General features: G+C 65.6%; 14 protein-coding genes. 8 read left to right on the top strand and 6 right to left on the bottom strand.

The features are described 5' to 3' along the window. Positions 1–6 precede the first annotated feature (6 nt). The gene (locus tag HN018_RS12400) at positions 7–2,460 is read left to right on the top strand and encodes a putative bifunctional diguanylate cyclase/phosphodiesterase (protein WP_171835685.1); all 2,454 of its coding nucleotides are present in this window, start codon (positions 7–9) and stop codon (positions 2,458–2,460) included. A gap of 438 nt (positions 2,461–2,898) precedes the next feature. Next, entirely contained in the window at positions 2,899–4,077 is a 1,179-nt protein-coding gene (locus tag HN018_RS12395; protein WP_171835684.1) for a GGDEF domain-containing protein, read from the top strand. Positions 4,078–4,154: 77 nt separating this feature from the next. Here the strand turns inward: HN018_RS12395 and HN018_RS12390 are convergent, their stop codons facing one another. Further along, positions 4,155–4,844 (bottom strand): HAD family hydrolase, encoded by a 690-nt coding sequence (locus tag HN018_RS12390; protein WP_171835683.1) that lies wholly within the window; start codon positions 4,842–4,844, stop codon positions 4,155–4,157. 229 nt (positions 4,845–5,073) lie between these two features. Between HN018_RS12390 and HN018_RS12385 the strand changes: the two genes are divergently transcribed. The 5 genes from HN018_RS12385 (at position 5,074) to HN018_RS12365 (ending at position 11,467) form a co-directional block, all read left to right on the top strand. Then, on the top strand, positions 5,074–6,429 hold the full coding sequence (locus tag HN018_RS12385) for an NAD(P)-dependent oxidoreductase (RefSeq protein ID WP_171835682.1): 1,356 nt from the start codon (positions 5,074–5,076) through the stop codon (positions 6,427–6,429). Positions 6,430–6,431: 2 nt separating this feature from the next. Then, positions 6,432–7,706, top strand: coding sequence for an NAD-dependent dihydropyrimidine dehydrogenase subunit PreA (gene preA / locus HN018_RS12380; protein ID WP_171835681.1), 1,275 nt, complete (start codon positions 6,432–6,434; stop codon positions 7,704–7,706). Then, complete coding sequence (locus tag HN018_RS12375; RefSeq protein WP_171835680.1) at positions 7,703–8,950, top strand: M20 family metallo-hydrolase; 1,248 nt, start codon at positions 7,703–7,705, stop codon at positions 8,948–8,950. Before preA ends, HN018_RS12375 begins: the two co-directional genes overlap by 4 nt. 244 nt (positions 8,951–9,194) lie before the next feature. Then, on the top strand, positions 9,195–10,556 hold the full coding sequence (locus HN018_RS12370) for a beta strand repeat-containing protein (RefSeq protein WP_171835679.1): 1,362 nt from the start codon (positions 9,195–9,197) through the stop codon (positions 10,554–10,556). A gap of 329 nt (positions 10,557–10,885) precedes the next feature. Next, positions 10,886–11,467 carry a class I SAM-dependent methyltransferase gene (locus HN018_RS12365; protein ID WP_171835678.1) on the top strand — a complete coding sequence of 194 codons (582 nt, stop codon included), beginning with the start codon at positions 10,886–10,888 and terminating at the stop codon, positions 11,465–11,467. A 37-nt stretch (positions 11,468–11,504) separates the two neighbouring features. On the opposite strand, the gene HN018_RS12360 is transcribed toward HN018_RS12365, so the two are convergent. Next, on the bottom strand, positions 11,505–12,701 hold the full coding sequence (locus HN018_RS12360) for an ATP-grasp domain-containing protein (protein WP_171835677.1): 1,197 nt from the start codon (positions 12,699–12,701) through the stop codon (positions 11,505–11,507). A gap of 27 nt (positions 12,702–12,728) precedes the next feature. Next, positions 12,729–13,022 (bottom strand): hypothetical protein, encoded by a 294-nt coding sequence (locus HN018_RS12355; protein WP_171835676.1) that lies wholly within the window; start codon positions 13,020–13,022, stop codon positions 12,729–12,731. 53 nt (positions 13,023–13,075) lie between these two features. Between HN018_RS12355 and HN018_RS12350 the strand changes: the two genes are divergently transcribed. Then, the gene (locus tag HN018_RS12350; RefSeq protein ID WP_239478633.1) at positions 13,076–13,792 is read left to right on the top strand and encodes a glutathione S-transferase family protein; all 717 of its coding nucleotides are present in this window, start codon (positions 13,076–13,078) and stop codon (positions 13,790–13,792) included. 9 nt (positions 13,793–13,801) lie between these two features. Here HN018_RS12350 and HN018_RS12345 read toward each other — a convergent pair whose 3' ends face one another. The 3 genes from HN018_RS12345 to tsaD are packed head-to-tail and all read right to left on the bottom strand — an operon-like array spanning position 13,802 to position 16,694. Beyond that, positions 13,802–14,761 (bottom strand): NAD(P)H-dependent glycerol-3-phosphate dehydrogenase, encoded by a 960-nt coding sequence (locus HN018_RS12345; protein WP_171835675.1) that lies wholly within the window; start codon positions 14,759–14,761, stop codon positions 13,802–13,804. Next, positions 14,758–15,597, bottom strand: coding sequence for a 23S rRNA (adenine(2030)-N(6))-methyltransferase RlmJ (locus HN018_RS12340; protein WP_171835674.1), 840 nt, complete (start codon positions 15,595–15,597; stop codon positions 14,758–14,760). Before HN018_RS12340 ends, HN018_RS12345 begins: the two co-directional genes overlap by 4 nt. Further along, a complete protein-coding gene (tsaD, locus tag HN018_RS12335) occupies positions 15,594–16,694 on the bottom strand; it encodes a tRNA (adenosine(37)-N6)-threonylcarbamoyltransferase complex transferase subunit TsaD (protein ID WP_171835673.1) in 1,101 nt (366 codons plus the stop codon). Before tsaD ends, HN018_RS12340 begins: the two co-directional genes overlap by 4 nt. Positions 16,695–16,738: the final 44 nt, after the last annotated feature.

Below are 16,738 nucleotides of genomic sequence, written 5' to 3'. Positions count from 1 at the left end.
CGGCCGTTGACCCATCTCATCGCCGCACTGTTGCGCTACCACGATCCGCGCATGGTCGTGCTGGTTCTGCTGGAAGCCATATGCGGTAGTGCCACGTTGATGCTGATCATTCGGCGTCGTCCGCCCGGACGACGCCCTGCCGTGGCCGTCGCCGTCACGACAGCATCGTTCGGCATGGTCGTGACCCTGGTCTCCTGGGTGACCTTCATCACGGCACTGGCCGGAACCTATCCCAGGCTCAGGCTTAACATTCCGCTGCATTGGGTCGTCCCGGCGCTTGCCATGTCGCTCCTGAGCGGCATGGCGGCGGGTGCAATCCAGAAATTCGGTCACCGGTCGGCTCGCAACGCCATGCTCGGCGGCTCGTTGTTGGCCTGTGGGTTCTCCTGCATGCTGTTCACCGGCATGGCAGGGTTGGTGCGGCCCTTTGCGCTGGCCTACGACCTCACCGCCATTCTCGCTGTCATGGTGCTTGGCGCTGCGCTGTCTACGTTTGCCTTGTGGGAAAGCAGCCAGCATTCCCGTCGACGCCGCCCCTGGATAATCGGGCACGGGTTGACCGTGTTGGCAATCAGCGTGCTCTGCTTCGGATCACTCGCCGCCATCCTGCCGTTCGATGCCTGGATGGAAGCCGTCAGTCAGCCGGATGACCTGGCTTCCTCGCCGATCGCCATCATCGCGGCGGCCGAAGCGGTCGCGGTGCTGGTGCTCAGCCTGACCGGGTCTCTGGTCGACAACCGTGTCGCGGCGCGGGACCGGATGGACGCCGACCGCTTCCGTCAACTGGCCGACAGCACTCTGGAGGGAATCCTGATCCACCGGGATGGCGACATCATCGATGGCAACGAGAGCATAGCAGCACTTCTCGGCCTGCCGCTTGGCGTGCTGCGTGCGAGCCAGCTGTCCCGTTTCATGACGCCGGACGGCGACGCCACGCTATGGAGCGGGCTTCGGGGAACTGCACCGGTACAGACCAATATCCTATCCGCCAGCGGCGTCCGAATGCCGGTCGAGATCGTGTCGCGGGTGATCAGCCATGGTGGCCGTCCAGCGCTGGTCACCGCGCTGCGCGACGTGCGCCAGAGACTGGCTTCGGAAGAACGGATCCGCTTCCTCGCCCACCACGACATGCTCACCGAGCTGCCGAACCGTGTGTTACTCAGCGAGAGCCTGGATCTGGCGCTTGACCTGGCGGCGCTGACAGGCGCGTCGATGGCGGTGCTCTTCCTCGATCTCGACAGCTTCAAAATCGTCAACGACACGCGCGGACACGTGGTCGGCGACCAGTTGCTCTACCAGGTGGCGACACGGCTGCGTAAGGATCTACGCGTCAACGACTTCGTAGCCCGTGTCGGCGGTGACGAATTCGTCGTGTTGCAAACGTCGGGCGCGCAGCCAGAGCAGGCGACGCAGCTTGCCCGGCGCCTGATCGCTTGCCTGGAACCAAGCTTCTGCATCGACGGACAGGAACTGAGCGTCGGCGTGAGCGTCGGCATTGCCCTGTATCCGCAGGACGGCCGTACTGCGGCCGAGCTGCTGAAGAACGCCGACATCGCCCTGTACCAGGCAAAGGAGCACGGGCTTGGCTGGTACCGGATGTTCGAGAGCAGCATGGAAGTGGATCTGCGCGAACGGCGTGCGATGGAACAGGATCTGCGCGCCGCGTTGCTGCGGAACGAGTTCGCCTTGCACTTCCAGCCGATCTTCGACACCAATCTCGAACTGGTCGCCTTCGAGGCGTTGGTGCGGTGGATGCATCCGACCCTCGGCCTGGTTTCTCCGGCGCAGTTCGTCCCGGTCGCGGAAGCATGTGGCCTCATCATCCCACTCGGCGAATGGGTCATGCGGACCGCGTGTCTTGCGGCGTCAGGATGGGATGTTCCCTGCCGGGTCGGGGTCAACCTGTCGCCGGCCCAGTTTCTGCGCAGCGACTTGCGGTCAACGGTGACGACCATCCTGGCGGAGACCGGTCTGCCGGCCAACCGGCTGGAGCTGGAAATCACCGAGGGCGTGCTGATGGAAAATACCGAGGGTGCGATCCGAGCCCTCACCGAACTGCGCGATATCGGCGTACGCCTGGTGCTCGATGATTTCGGCACCGGTTACTCGAGCCTGTCGTATCTGCAGCTTTTCCCGTTCGACAAGCTGAAGGTCGATCGCTCCTTCGTCCAGCGCATGGAAGCAGACGAGGGATCGCGCGCCATCGTCAGCGCGATCATCGCCATGTGCCGGAGCCTCAACCTTCAAGTCACGGCCGAAGGTGTCGAGACCATCGAGCAGTTCGATCTGCTGTGCGCCAGAGGCTGTCATGAGCTGCAGGGATTCCTGCTCGGGCACCCGATACCGCAAAAGAATGTCGAGCATTTCATTCGACGGTATCTTCTGGCGCAGGTGGGGCCGCCGGTGCCGCCCCGCGCCGCCCTGCAACGGTTTCTGCGCCAGCGCCCGATCGACGCCTGAGCCCGAGCCGGTTTGGAGGAGGTGGCGACCGCGTGCTTGATCCCTCTCTGGATTTCCCGAGCAATTTCGCCCGTCGTCGACCCTGAAGAACCGCCGGTCCTGATGCAGTACCATGCGATCCTTCTCCGTTTCCGCGACAGAGTGTCGTCTCCGTCAAGCCGTCCAAATTTTCGGCTCCCGGTCATTTACAGCCGAACCTTCAACTACTGCATCACCGGTTTGGCTGGTCATGCTATGAATGCCAGGAGAAGGCGGCGGACCAGTCGAACTTGAGACTAATCCCTGGAGTGTCCAGGGACGTCCGTCTCCCGAGATGATGCGCGGATGAGATATGGTTCCGGGCTTCCTGATCCATCTCTCATCAGCACGTTCTAGCGGAAAAGACACATGAGCATCGACCGGACCCGAGGATAGCTTGATGTGCTGGAGCAGCCCCGGGTGAAACCTCTGAAGTCCGCGAACCCCCTGTCGGCAAGGCGGCTCACCAGGTACTATGCGACCGCCCTGCTGATTATAGCTGGCCTGACCATCGCGTCACACCTGTTGCTCACCTACGTGTTGCAACACAACCAGGGCACTGCCGCCATCATCAACGTTTCCGGCCGGCAGCGTATGCTTTCGCAGCGCATCGCGAGCCTGGCTGCGGAGTACCAGCTGGGAGACATGACCGCACGCACAGCAATGATGACTGCGACAGACGAGTTCGAGGCGACCGAGGCTAGGCTGAGTGCGGAGAGCCGGCTCTCGACCTCGCGTGATACGGAAACACAACAGATCCAGAGCATCTATGTCGGGAGCGAGAATTCGCTGGAAGCGGAGGCGAACGGCTTCATCGCGGATGCGCGGCTCATCGCCAGCCTGTCACCGGCGGATCCCGCGGGTGCCACGGCGCGGACGCGGTTGTTCGAAGCAGCTCGCGTTTCGCTCCTGGGCAAGTTGAACACGATCGTTCAGATCCACCAGCGGGAAACGGAACGCGTCCTGGCCGAATTGAGGGATCTGCAGCTCTGCATCATCGGTGTCGTCCTGGCGACCCTCATGATCGAAGCCCTCGTGATCTTCCGCCCGATGATCGAGCGGATCGTTTTCTACACCGGGGAGATTACCCGCCTGGCGACGATCGACCCGTTGACCGAACTGCTGAATCGCCGCGGTTTCCTCGAGAGATGCGAGGTGGAGCGCGTCCGCGCGGAACGTCATGATCGGCCGTTGTGCCTGCTGATGCTCGATGCAGACAACTTCAAGCAGATCAACGATACGTATGGCCATGAAGCGGGTGACGAGATGTTGCGCGGGTTATCCGTGTTTTTTCGGGAGGTGCTCAGGAGCACCGATTTCGCCGGGCGTCTGGGCGGTGAGGAATTCGCAATCCTGGTGCCGGAAACCGATTTGCCAGGCGCGATCTTACTGGCCGAGCGCCTGAGGGAAACGGTCGCTATCGCCAAGACAAGATTCCGCAACCATCTCATAAAGGTCACCGTCAGCATCGGCGTCACATCCGTCTCGACCGAGTTGGGTGGGATCGAGCGCGCGCTCTACGAATCCGATCTGCTGATGTATCAGGCCAAACACGCCGGTCGCAACCGCGTCGTCAGTTCTCGCGCACACTCGCTGTAGGGGAACTGTCCTGCTCCCGGCCGCTGTCGGGCCCGGAATGTTCAGCCGGATCTTCCAGTCGGGGTCCCGATTCATGCTTATCCATGGCCCTTTGCCTCGTTCAGGAACCGGATCACGTCGTGCAGGCTCTCCATGATCCGGTGAGCCTTGTCGTGCATCTCCTCGTTGGGATGCAACAGGTCCGGAACCATGATCACGCGCATCCCGGCCGCATGGGCGGCACGCACGCCGTTATGCGAATCTTCCAGCGCCAAGCACGCAGTCGGCAACACCCCGAGCCGCGAGGCCGCCAGCAGATACGGTTCCGGGTCTGGCTTGGGATGGGTCACGTCGTCACGGGTGATGATGTGCTCGAAGCGCCGGGCGATGCCGACGATACCCAGGTGGTGCAGCGTCCGGGCCCGCCCGGAGGAGGTGGCGACCGCATGCTTGATCCCCCTCTGGTCGAGCAGGTCGAGCAACTCCACCACGCCGGTCTTCAGCGCGAGCTTCCCCTGGGCGACCAGGGCGTGCAGATGCCGTTCCTGCAGCTTGAAATACGCCTCGACCGGAAACTCCGACCCGTATTTCGCAGCGACCATCGCTCGGCATAGATCCAGCGACGATCCGATCATCGAGTGGCAGAAGCTGCGCGGCATGTCGTAGCCGAGTTCGGCACCGGCGGTGAGCAGTGCTTCCATCGCCAGCAGTTCGCTGTCGAGCAACAGCCCGTCCATGTCGAAGATCGCCGCCTCGATCGGATGGTGAACCACGGCCGTCGCATTCATTGCGTCTTCCTTCGAACAGGCTTCGAGCAGAACGGCTCTTGAAGCACAGCCCGCCTCGGCTGGACAGCCACAGGACCTGACTGCCTATTTCAAAGGCAATGACCTCAAACAGCAGCACATTCGCGCATGACCACCGGTGACTAAACCAAACCTGACCAATCGATCAGCTTTTTCTTTGACGTTGATCGCGCTGCGTCCCTAGAGTGCGAACACGGAACGGAGTTGCTGCATGGTCGACACCCTGGTTGCCCCGGAGGCTCGCATCCGCGCCGGCCGGCTCGACGCGACGTCCCTGGCAGACAACTTCGGCGACGCGCATCCGGCGCTAAGCCCGACCAAGGCGCGGGTCGAGGCCGAGCGCTGCTATTTCTGCTATGACGCACCCTGCATCGAGGCCTGTCCGACCGGTATCGACATCCCGTCCTTCATCGCCAAGATCGTCGACGGAAATCTTCGCGGCTCCGCCGAAACGATCCTGTCCGCCAACATCTTCGGCGGCGCCTGCGCCCGCGTCTGCCCGACCGAGATCCTGTGCGAGCAGGCCTGCGTGCGCACCACCCAGGAGAACAAGCCGGTCACCATCGGCGCACTGCAGCGCCACTCGACCGACGCGCTGATGCAGCACGGCATTCATCCGTTCGCCCGCAGCCCCGAGACCGGCCGCCATATAGCGGTGGTCGGTGCAGGACCCGCCGGGATCTCCTGCGCGCACCGGCTCGCCATGCTCGGCCATCGCGTCACCGTCTACGAGGCGCGGGCCAAGGGCGGCGGCCTGAACGAATACGGCGTTGCCGCCTACAAGCTTGCCGGCGACTTCGCACAGGACGAGCTCGACTTCATCCTGCGGATCGGCGGCATCACCATACTGCACGACCGCCGCCTCGGCCGCGACATCGACCTGGACACGCTGCGCCGCACCCACGACGCCGTGTTCCTCGGCATTGGCCAGACCGCCGTCCGGGCACTGACCTTGTCCGACACGCCCCTGACCGGCGTGCTGGACGCGGTCGAGTTCATCGCCGGCCTGCGCCAAGCGCCCGACAAGCACGCGGTCCCGGTCGGCGCGCGCGTCGTGGTGATCGGCGGTGGCAACACCGCGATCGACGCGGCGATGCAGGCGAAGCGTCTCGGCGCCCGCGACGTCACCATCGCCTACCGCCGCGGCCTCGAGCACATGTCCGCCACCGGCTTCGAGCAGGACTGGGCCCGCACGTCGGGCATCCGCATCCGCACCTGGTGCACCCCGAAGCGCCTGCACGGAGCGCTGGGCATGGTCACCGGCATCGAGTTCGAGGACACCGGCAGCGGCCCGGATCTCGAGGCTGCCGACATGGTGCTGAAGGCGGTCGGCCAGCTGTTCGACGGCGGCTCGCTCGGGTCCGGCACGATCGTTCCCGACATCGCCGGCGGACGCATCATGGTCGATGCGGACGGTCGGACCTCGCTGCCGATGGTTTATGCCGGCGGCGACTGCACGCCCGGCCCGGACCTCACGGTGAGCGCGGTGCAGGACGGCAAGCTCGCCGCTCTCGCCATCCATGCCGCCCTGGTGCCGGCAAGCGCCACCATCGCCGGGAGCTTCTGATCATGGCCGACCTGCGCTGCACCATCGGCGGCATCCGTTCGCCGAACCCGTTCTGGCTGGCCTCCGCGCCGCCGACCGACAAGGAATACAACGTCCGCCGCGCCCTCGAGGCCGGCTGGGGCGGCGTGGTCTGGAAAACCCTCGGCGAGGACCCGGCGGTGGTCAATGTCAGCAGCCGCTACGGCGCGGTGTCCTATGCCGGCCAGCGCATGGCCGGGCTGAACAACATCGAGCTGATCACCGACCGGCCGCTCGCCACCAACATCGCCGAAATCAAGCGCATCAAGCGCGACTTCCCCGACCGCGCCATCGTGGTCAGCCTGATGGTGCCCTGCGTCGAGGAAAGCTGGCGCGCGATCCTGCCGATCGTCGAGGATACCGGCTGCGACGGCATCGAACTTAATTTCGGCTGTCCGCACGGCATGTCGGAACGCAACATGGGCGCTGCCGTCGGCCAGGTTCCCGAATACGTCGAAATGGTCACCCGCTGGTGCAAGCAGACCACGCGGATGCCGGTGATCGTCAAGCTCACTCCCAACATCACCGACATCCTGGCACCGGCCCGCGCAGCCATGTCCGGCGGCGCCGATGCGGTGTCGTTGATCAACACCATCCAGTCGATCACCGGTGTCGATCTCGACGCGATGACGCCGTTGCCGGCGGTGGACGGGCAGGGGACGCATGGCGGCTATTGCGGTCCCGCCGTGAAGCCGATCGCGCTGCGCATGCTGGGTGACATCGCCCGCGATCCCCACATGCATGGTCTGCCGATTTCCGGGATCGGCGGCATCTCCAACTGGCGCGATGCGGCCGAATTTATCGCCCTCGGTGCCAACGGCGTGCAGGTGTGCACCGCGGCGATGCATCACGGCTTCCGCATCGTCACCGAGATGATCGACGGATTGTCGAACTGGATGGACAGCAAGGGCCACACCGACATCGACAGCTTCCGCGGCCTCGCCACGCGCAACTACGTACCGTGGGGCCAGCTCAACATCGCTTTCAAGACCATCGCCCATATCGACCAGTCGCTCTGCATCTCCTGCGGCAAATGCTACATCGCCTGCGAGGACACCTCGCACCAGTCGATCGCCAAGCTGCCCGGCCGCGTCTACGAGATCATCGAGGAGGAATGCGTCGGCTGCAATCTATGCGCGCATCTCTGCCCGGTCGATGACTGCATCACCATGGTGCCGCAGCCCGCCACCGGGCCGAAACTCACCTGGGGCATGCATCCCAACAATCCGCATCGCCTGATGCCGGAGACCGTGTCGTGAGCGACAACCTCGCGATCGATCCCGAGCGGCTCTGGGCCAGCATCATGCAAACCGCGCGCATCGGCGCCACCCCGAAGGGCGGGATCTGCCGGCTGGCGCTCACCGAGCTCGACCGCGAGGTGCGTGACTGGTTCTGCGCCCAGTGCGTCGCGGTCGGCTGCACCGTGACGATCGACGACATGGGCAACATCTTCGCACGCCGTCCCGGCCGCAACCCGGCCCTGGCGCCGATCGCCATCGGCAGCCATCTCGATACCCAGCCGACCGGCGGCAAATACGATGGGGTCATCGGCGTGCTGGCCGGGCTCGAGATCCTGCGGGCGCTGCACGAGAGCGGTACCGACACCGAGGCGCCGATCGAGGTGATCGACTGGACCAACGAGGAGGGCTCGCGGTTTGCCCCGGCGATGCTGTCCTCCGGCGTGTTCGCCGGCGCCTTCACCCGCGAATGGGCCTATGGCCGCGCCGATCGCACCGGCGACACGTTCGAGGCAGCACTGGACGGGATCGGCTATCGCGGCCCCGAGCGCTGCGGCGCCCATCCTCTGTCCGCGCATTTCGAGCTGCATATCGAGCAGGGCCCGATCCTGGAGGATGAGGACCGGATCATCGGCATCGTCACCGGCGTGCAGGGCATGCGCTGGTACGAGGTGACGGTGGACGGGCAGGAGGGCCATGCCGGCGCCACGCCGATGCGTCTGCGCCAGGACGCCCTGCTGGCTACGGCCCGGATGATCCAGTCGGTCAACGCGATCGCACTCGTCCACGCGCCGGACGCGGTCGGCACGGTCGGACTGGTCGAGAGCCGCCCGAACAGCCGCAACGTGGTGCCGGGGCAGGTGTTCTTCACCGTGGATTTCCGCCACCCGGACGATGCCGTGCTGGAAGCGATGGAACAGGAGATGCACGCCGCATTCGCGCGCGATGCGGGCGCACTGGCATTCGCGGTCACACAGGTCTGGAACAATCCGGCTGTCATGTTCGACGGTGCCTGCGTCGACGCAGTCCGTGATGCCGCCGCCGCGCTGGGGCTCCCGGCCAGGGAGATCATATCCGGCGCCGGGCACGACTCCGCCTATGTCGCCCGCGTCGCCCCGACCACCATGATCTTCGTGCCCTGCGCCGGAGGGCTCAGTCACAACGAGGCGGAGAGTGCGGAACGGCATCACGTCGTTGCAGGAGCGTCCGTGCTGTTGCGGTCCGTGCTGGCCACCGACCGTCGGCTGGCACCGTCGCCGGCCTGAGCCACAGTCAAGGCTCGCGTTTGCCTTGTCCCGGCAGGAAAGCATGTCATTTTTGCAACACGCAACCGCCGAGACAAATACTGGCTTTGTTTCAGTGTACGAGAAATTGTGATGATTACATCACAAGATTGATATTCTTTTAACGACAGAACAGCCAGGGGTTCGGTCTAGGTTGCCCACGTCAGAACAAGGCTGACCGCCCGGCGCGCAGCGGCGCCCCCTGGACGATCAAGGAGCTACGAGAATGGCAGATGTACTCACGGTAAGCGGTTCATCTGGCCATGTGATCTCGATCACGGTCGATGGGAGCCAGGCCTATACGCTGGCACAGGCCTATGCCTCGGCCGTGGGTGCTGCAGCCTCAGGCGGCTCGCTCTTCTCCGTTGAGGGCGATGGCGTAGCCGTTCCTGCCGCCGGGGGTTCCGCAGTCAACCAGTACATCGCCGGTTCAGGCGGCTTCTATACCTTTCCGAGCGGCTACGATCATTTCCTTTCCGACACGACAAGCAGCCTGTTCATCGACGCGACCGCAGCGACGAGCGCCCAGACCTTGAGCACGCTGGTCGGCACCGGCGGCACCGTTTTCCTTTCGGGCAGCGAATCTGGAACGTTTGTCGCCGGCGGTGGCAACAACATCTTCCTCGGCAGCGGTGCCGGGACCTACAGCATCGCGACCGGCAGCGGGAACGACAGCCTCTTCGCCGGCTCCGGCGCGACATCGATTGCCGCCGGAACCGGTCGCAACATCATCAATCTCGGCGCCGGGTCGGACAGCGTACTATCTTCCGGAACCGACCGGATCACCACGGGGACCGGCAACGCGACCATCACCCTGACCGGCTCCACCAGCACGATCTATGGCGGCAGTGGCAGCCTGGTCGTCGATGATACCGCCGGGACCAACACCAGCCTGGCCGGTGGTACCGGCTCGTCCCTGATCTTCGGCGGCACCAACGCCTTCTACATGCTGATTGGCGTCTCGACGGTCCAGTCCGGCCAGGGCGACACCATCACCGCATCCGCCAACGCAACGGTCACCGGTGCGGCCGGCACCAACTTCATGGGGATAGGCAGCGCCTCGTTGCTGTTCATCGGCGGCGCCGGCATGGAAACCGTTCATTCGGGTAGCGGGACCTCCACAGTGTTCGGCGTAAATGGCTCGAACATCACCTATTTCGGGTCCGGCGTGGTGATTGCAGGAGCCGGCAACGAGACCCTTAACGGGTCCGGTAGCACCACCGGCTTCACGGCGTTCGTTGCCAATGGCGGCAGCAACGGCAACATCAGCATCGCCGGCGGGACCGGCGCGGACACCCTGGTCGCCGGCACCGGCAATCAGACCCTGGATGGCGGTTCGGGCGCCGCCAACATCTTCACCATCGCCGCCAACGCCACGCTGAGCGCCGCCTCCATCACCATCAGCGATTTTGGCAGCGCCAGCGGCAACTTGGTCGCCCTGTATGGCTACGGTGCCAATCAGGTCTCGAGCGCACTGGCGACCGCGACCACAAGCGGCGGCAACACCACCATCACTCTCGCCGACAGCACGAAGGTCACGTTCACCGACGTCAGCACCCTGAAGTCGACCAGCTTCCTCGGTAGCTGATCGGCCCACCGACCGGTAGCCGCCGCGTGGTCAACCATGCGGCGGCAATTTAAATGTCCTGATGCACTTCGTTGTAGCGCAGCCGGTTGCCGTTACTGTTAGGCGTGCGAACACTCGCCGGTCTATGAAACTGTATTCGCAGCTTGCTAATGTCGCTCAATCCAATCTCAGGTCGTGCCTGCGCGAGTAAGTCGAATTCTCTAGCGGGCTACCACGAAAGACGTGCCCGGCGCGATCCGGTCATCATCGACCCCACGACCGGCCATGTCGTGATACCGGGACACCAGCAAAGCCGTTTCCGGACTGCTCGATTCCGTCGGTTCCTCAGGATGATCGACGTGATCCTGGCCGATCGAGGTTCCTGCAGCATCCTCGATCTCGGTGGCACGCCGGCCTACTGGGCAGGTTTCGATCGTGAACTCAAAAGCCGGAACGTTTCGGTCACCATCGTCAACCTGCTCATGCAGCCGGCGACATCAAGCCGGATCAGCTGCATAGTCGGCGACGCCACCGATCTTTCACATTTCGGGAAGAACAGCTTCGACATCGTCCATTCGAACAGCGTGATCGAGCATGTCGGCGACTGGACCAGGTTGCAGGCATTCGCCGGCGAGGCGACCCGCCTGGCACCGGCCTACTTCGTCCAGACACCGAATTTGTGGTTTCCGCTTGATATGCACTCGCGAACCCCGTTCTTCCACTGGCTCCCTGTCCGGCTCCGCATCAAGCTCCTGATGCACCGCCGCTGTGGCTTTTATCCGCGCGCCAGAACCGTTGATGAGGCGCTGTCGCATATTCATGACGCCAATTGCCTCACCCGGACGCAAATGCAGAAGCTGTTCGCCGGGGCGAACATAGAACGCGAGCGATTCTTTGGAATGACCAAGAGCTTGATCGCAGTGCGAGGCTAGCGTCTCAAACAACGCGCCTGGGCGCGCGAACGGCTCGCTATCCTGCCGGGTCACCCCGACCGCCGAGCTGGCCCGACTGGTGCTCTGCGACCCGGCTATCGATCATCCGCTCGACCGCCCGAAAGATGCGTGCTGCAGACCGCTTCTTCTCCGGATGGAGATCGGCTGGGTCACGATCGTGCACGATCATGCCGGTCTCGACCTCGAAGACCAGAAGTCGCCCGTCCTCGAGGACCGCGCAATCCAGTCCGAAATAATCCAAGCCGACCCGAGCACCGATTTCACGCAGCGCCGACATCGCGCGCCCGCCGACATAGGTCCTGATATCGGACAGGAAGCGTTCTTCCTCCTCGCACTTCCAAGCGTCGAGATCCATCCGCGCGTTGTAATACCACAGGGCCCAATCCGAATGGATCGCCAGATGCACCGGATAGGGAACGCCATCGACGAACACCACCCGCAGCTTGCGATACATCCGGTCCCGGCTTCGATAATCGATGAACGGCGCGTTGAAGAACTCCGCGCTTTGCACATGGTTCGCGAGGTAGGCACGAAGTCCGGCAGTGTCGGTGATCAGACACAGCCCATCGCCCGCGTGCCGCCCGACCGGCCGCACGATGAATGGAAAAGCAGGCGGATCCGTCCTCAGCGCCGCATGACCGTGTATCTCCTGGCCCGGAACGATCGCGCCCGGGACATCGGCAAGCAGCATTGCCGCACCCGTGCGGGATAGCCCGGCGACGCACTGACCATTGTTGATGACCGGAACAACCAGTTCGGCCGCCAGCAGGTCTGCGGCCCGCAACGCGGCTGCGTGGTTCCGGTCCTCCGCGATCGACACGAACACGCAATCAATCGACGGCAGGTCACGCGGGATCGCGGCGCGCGGATCACGAATGACTGCCTGTGGATCTGCCAGCCAGAGCGTGTGCAGCAGGGTCGATCCATCGAGCAGCATCCCCAGCGGAAGATTGGCCTGGAAGTCGCCCGGAACTGCCAGCGCAAGGACCGTGCGGGTGGGCGTGGTATCCGGGATCAGCCTGGTCCTGAGCGGATTCCGTGCGATCGCCGTATTGAGATGCGACATCGCCCCGTCCCGGTCCCCGCACGCCTGGCAGATTTCCCACAGCAGGTAATGCGCCTCCGTACACAGCGCAGGATCGCGCGTCGCCTGCTCCAGCGCGTCGCGCGCGGCATGAAATCCGGTATTGGGGGAGAGAAGCTCGATCGCCATTCGGAGACGCTAGCAAGCCGACATTGCTCAATCGTGAACGGGAGACGAAGCCGCATCCGGGTCGTGCAATCCGTAGATGCGGTAGCTGTCGACGGCCCGTGCCGACGGGTATTGCGCGGTCAGCTCGCCGGACTGGTTGAAATACTCGGTCACCACGATGCCGAGCGCCGGATCGATGGTCGGTTGCGGGTTGAGCAGGCGGGTCGCCGGCACCCGCCCGGCCCCGGTGGGCGACGAGGCCGCGGCTTCGTCCGCGCAGGTCTTGCCACGGCCGGGTGCGACATCGATCGGCGCGGCGGCGCCGACTGGGTTGATCTGCATGGGCCTTCCTGCTCCGGAACGATGCTGTCAGCCGGTGCCAGGAAACACTTGAAGTGTTAACAATCGTCGACGTCATTCGCTTCAAGCAGGGAGCCCGCGCCTTGACACTGACGGTCCATCATCTGAACGAGAGCCGCTCGCACCGCGTCATCTTCCTGCTGGAGGAACTGGGCGTTCCCTACGAGATCCGGAACTACAGCCGCGACCCGAAGACCATGCTGGCACCCGCTTCCCTGAAGGCCATACACCCGCTCGGCAAATCCCCCGTCGTTACCGATGGCGACGAGGTTCTCGCCGAGACCGGCCACATCATCGATACCCTGATCGAGCGCCACGGCGGCCGGCTGCGGCCCGAAGCCGGCACGGCCGACCGGCTGCTCTACGGCTACTACCTGCATTACGCGGAGGGGTCGCTGGCGCCGCTGATGCTGCTGTCGCTGGTGTTCGCCAGACTGCCGAAGCAGATACCGTTCCCGCTCCGCCCGGTCGCCACCCTGATCTCGCATGGTCTCGGCACGCAGTTCCTCGGCCCGCAACTGGCCACCCATCTCGGCTTCCTGGAGAACGAGCTGTCGAGCCGCCCGTGGTGCGGCGGCAACGACTTCTCCGGTGCCGACATCATCATGAGCTTCGCGGTTCAGGCCCTGCGCAAAACCGGAAGGCTGGCGGATCGTCCGCACCTGACCGCCTGGCTGACCCGCCTCGAAGCGCGCCCGGCCTGGGCCCGCACCATCGACAAGGGAGGGCCTCTGACCTTCAGCTTCCGCTAGCCATCGGCGCTACTCGATGCCGAGCGGTCTCGCCAGCAACCGCTCGCGTGCCTCGGCGAGCCCGATCCGCCCGGTCAGCAATGCCGCGACCGCCTCGATGATCGGCACCGACACCCCCATCGACGCCGCCCGCGCGGCCAGGGCCGGCGCGGTTTCCACGCCCTCGGCCACCGTCGAGCGACCGGCCAGTATGTCCTGCAGCACGATACCCTCGCCGAGCGCCACGCCCAGGCTATAGTTCCGCGATCCCGGCCCGGTGCAGGTCAGCACGAGGTCGCCCACGCCCGACAGCCCCGCCGCCGTCGCCGGCTTGCCGCCGAGTGCCGCGATCAGCCGCCCCAGCTCGGCGATGCCCCTGGTGATGAGTGCCGCGCGCGCGTTCTCGCCCGCACCCGAACCCATCGCCGCGCCGGCCGCGATCGCGATGACGTTCTTGGCGGCCCCACCGGCCTCCACCCCGACCGGATCGTCGCCGGCATAGACGCGGAACGATGCTGTTGCCAACATCCGGGCCAGCCGTCCGGCCAGGGCCGCATCGGAGCAGGCCAGGACGGAGGCCGCGGGCAGGGCGCGCGCCACTTCGCCGGCGAAATTTGGTCCGGACAGCATCCCGCGCGGCAGCCCCGGGTGCAGGTCCGCCAGCACTTCGCCGGGCAGGCACAGGGTCCCGCTCTCGACGCCCTTGCAGCAGGCGATCAATGGCGCTTCCAGCGTCAACTGGCCGGCGATCCGGCGAAGCTGCTGCATCGGCACCGCCAGCAGCACCAGGTCCGCCCGGGTCGGCAATGTCCCGGTCACCTCTATCTTGTGCGGCAGCATGAGCCCCGGCAGCCGCCGCATGCACCCGTCCGGCTGCAGCGCCCCCGGATCGCGTGCCCACAGGCTGACCGTTGCTCCCGCCCGCGCCGCCTGCAACGCCAGCGCCGTGCCCCAGGCACCCGCGCCGATGACCGCGATCCGAGGGGTCAAGCGCCTGCCCGCTCCGCCGTCAGCCGGCGCACCGAGCTGGTGGCTTGGCCGACCCCAATCGTCGAGTCGATCGCCGACAGGATCGCCCCGGCCGCCGCCTCGAAGCCGAATGGCGGCGACACGACCAGCAGGCCGCACCCGTTGAGCCGGGTGGGGTCGAGTGGGGGCCGCAGCAGCAGCTCCGCGGTCACCACGTCGGTCACCCCGGCATCCGCGAGTTGGTCATGGAACGCCCGCACCGGCGCCCGATGCTTGATCGGATACCAGGCGGCGATCACCCCGGTGCCGAACCGGCGTCGCGCCGTCATGATCCCCGCCGTCAGCCTGCCGAACTCGTCCGGCTCCTCGAATGGCGGATCGATCAGGGTCAGTCCGCGCCGGATCCCGTCCGGCGGCAGCAGCGCCTGGATCGCCTGGTAGCCGTCGCGACGATGCACCGCCGCGCGTGTCTCGCGGCCAAGCAGCGAGCGCAGGGCCAACTGGTCCTCCTCATGCAGCTCGCAGGCGATCAGCCGGTCCTGCGGCCGCAGCAGCTCGCGCACCAGCAGCGGCGATCCCGGATAGAAGGCTGGCCCACCGAGCTGGCGCACCAGCGCCATGTAATCGATCAGGGCCGGGGAGGCGGGTTGTTCCAGAAGCTGGCCGATCCCTTCGCGCCACTCGCCGGTGCGCTGCGCCTGCTCGGATGAGAGATCGTAGAGCCCGGTCCCGGCATGGGTATCCAGCACGACGATCGGCGTCTCCTTGCGCTGCAGCGCGCGCAACAGCCAAACCAGCAGCGCGTGCTTCATGCAGTCGGCGAAGTTGCCGGCATGGAAGGCGTGGCGATAATTCACGCCTGCACCCCCACCGCAAACCGTGTCGCCATTTCCTCGAGCGGCCAGCGCGGCCGTGCGGGCACCGACAGCTCGTCCGGCGCGATGCCCGCCGCCGCCGCCGCTCGCAGCGTCTCGATCGCCGCCCAGCCCACCATGACCGCGTTGTCGGTACACAGGCGCAGCGGCGGCGCCGCGAACCCGATCCCGCGTGCGGCCGCCAGCGTGGTCAGCCGGTCCCGCAGCGCCCCGTTGGCCGCCACTCCGCCGGCCACCACCAGCAGCCGTGCCGCCGGCATCACTGCCAGCGCATGCCCGACCCGATCCGCCACCACATCCGCCACCGCCGCCTGGAACGACGCCGCGACATCCGCCGCATCGCCGGCCGAGAGCGGTGCCGGCAAGGCGGCCAGCCGCTGTGCCACCGCGGTCTTGAGGCCGCTGAAGCTGAAGTCGCAGCCGGCACGCCCGATCAACGGGCGCGGCAGCCGATGCGCCTTCGGATCACCGTCCCGCGCCAGCCGTTCCAGCGCCGGCCCGCCGGGCCAGCCGAGGCCGAGCATCTTGGCCACCTTGTCGAAGGCCTCGCCTGCCGCATCGTCGATGGTGCCGCCCAGCCGGCGATACCGGCCGAACCCTTCGACCGCGATACATTGGCAATGCCCGCCGGACACCAGCAGCAGCAGATAGGGGAACGGCGCCCCGTCCGCAGTCAGGCCGGGCAGTCGCGCGGTCAGCGCATGCGCTTCCAGATGGTTCACCGCCACGAACGGAACTTCCAGCGACAGCGCCATGCCGCGCCCGAGCCCGCTGCCCACCAGCAGCCCGCCGATCAGTCCCGGACCGCAGGTCGCCGCCACTGCGCCCAGTCCGGCCACCGCCAGTCCGGCATCGTCAAGCACGGTCCGCACCAATCCGGGCAGATGCGCCAGATGGGCCCGCGCCGCGATCTCCGGCACCACGCCACCGAACGGCAAATGGTCCTGCTGGCTCAGCACCCGTTCGCCCAGTACCGCCCCGGATGCGTCGAGAATCGCCACCGCGGTTTCGTCGCACGACGACTCGATTGCCAGCACCGGCCGGCCGTCCCAGGTCACGTCCGCCCTCGATCGGCCCATCCACGTCTTTCCATTAAGCTGTGCCGGTAATAGGACATGCCGAT

The organism is Lichenicola cladoniae (genome assembly GCF_013201075.1).
GTDB classification, from domain to species: Bacteria; Pseudomonadota; Alphaproteobacteria; order Acetobacterales; family Acetobacteraceae; genus Lichenicola; species Lichenicola cladoniae.
Note: the sequence above shows the minus strand (reverse complement) of the source record. Positions and strands in the feature narration are given on the sequence as shown.

Coding starts and splice junctions, on each gene's coding strand:
- HN018_RS12385 (WP_171835682.1), top strand. CDS start 5,074: ATGGTCGACACCCTGGTTGCCCCGGAGGCTCGCATCCGCGCCGGCCGG.
- HN018_RS12355 (WP_171835676.1), bottom strand. CDS start 13,022: ATGCAGATCAACCCAGTCGGCGCCGCCGCGCCGATCGATGTCGCACCC.
- tsaD (WP_171835673.1), bottom strand. CDS start 16,694: ATGGGCCGATCGAGGGCGGACGTGACCTGGGACGGCCGGCCGGTGCTG.
- HN018_RS12390 (WP_171835683.1), bottom strand. CDS start 4,844: ATGAATGCGACGGCCGTGGTTCACCATCCGATCGAGGCGGCGATCTTC.
- preA (WP_171835681.1), top strand. CDS start 6,432: ATGGCCGACCTGCGCTGCACCATCGGCGGCATCCGTTCGCCGAACCCG.
- HN018_RS12365 (WP_171835678.1), top strand. CDS start 10,886: ATGATCGACGTGATCCTGGCCGATCGAGGTTCCTGCAGCATCCTCGAT.
- HN018_RS12360 (WP_171835677.1), bottom strand. CDS start 12,701: ATGGCGATCGAGCTTCTCTCCCCCAATACCGGATTTCATGCCGCGCGC.
- HN018_RS12370 (WP_171835679.1), top strand. CDS start 9,195: ATGGCAGATGTACTCACGGTAAGCGGTTCATCTGGCCATGTGATCTCG.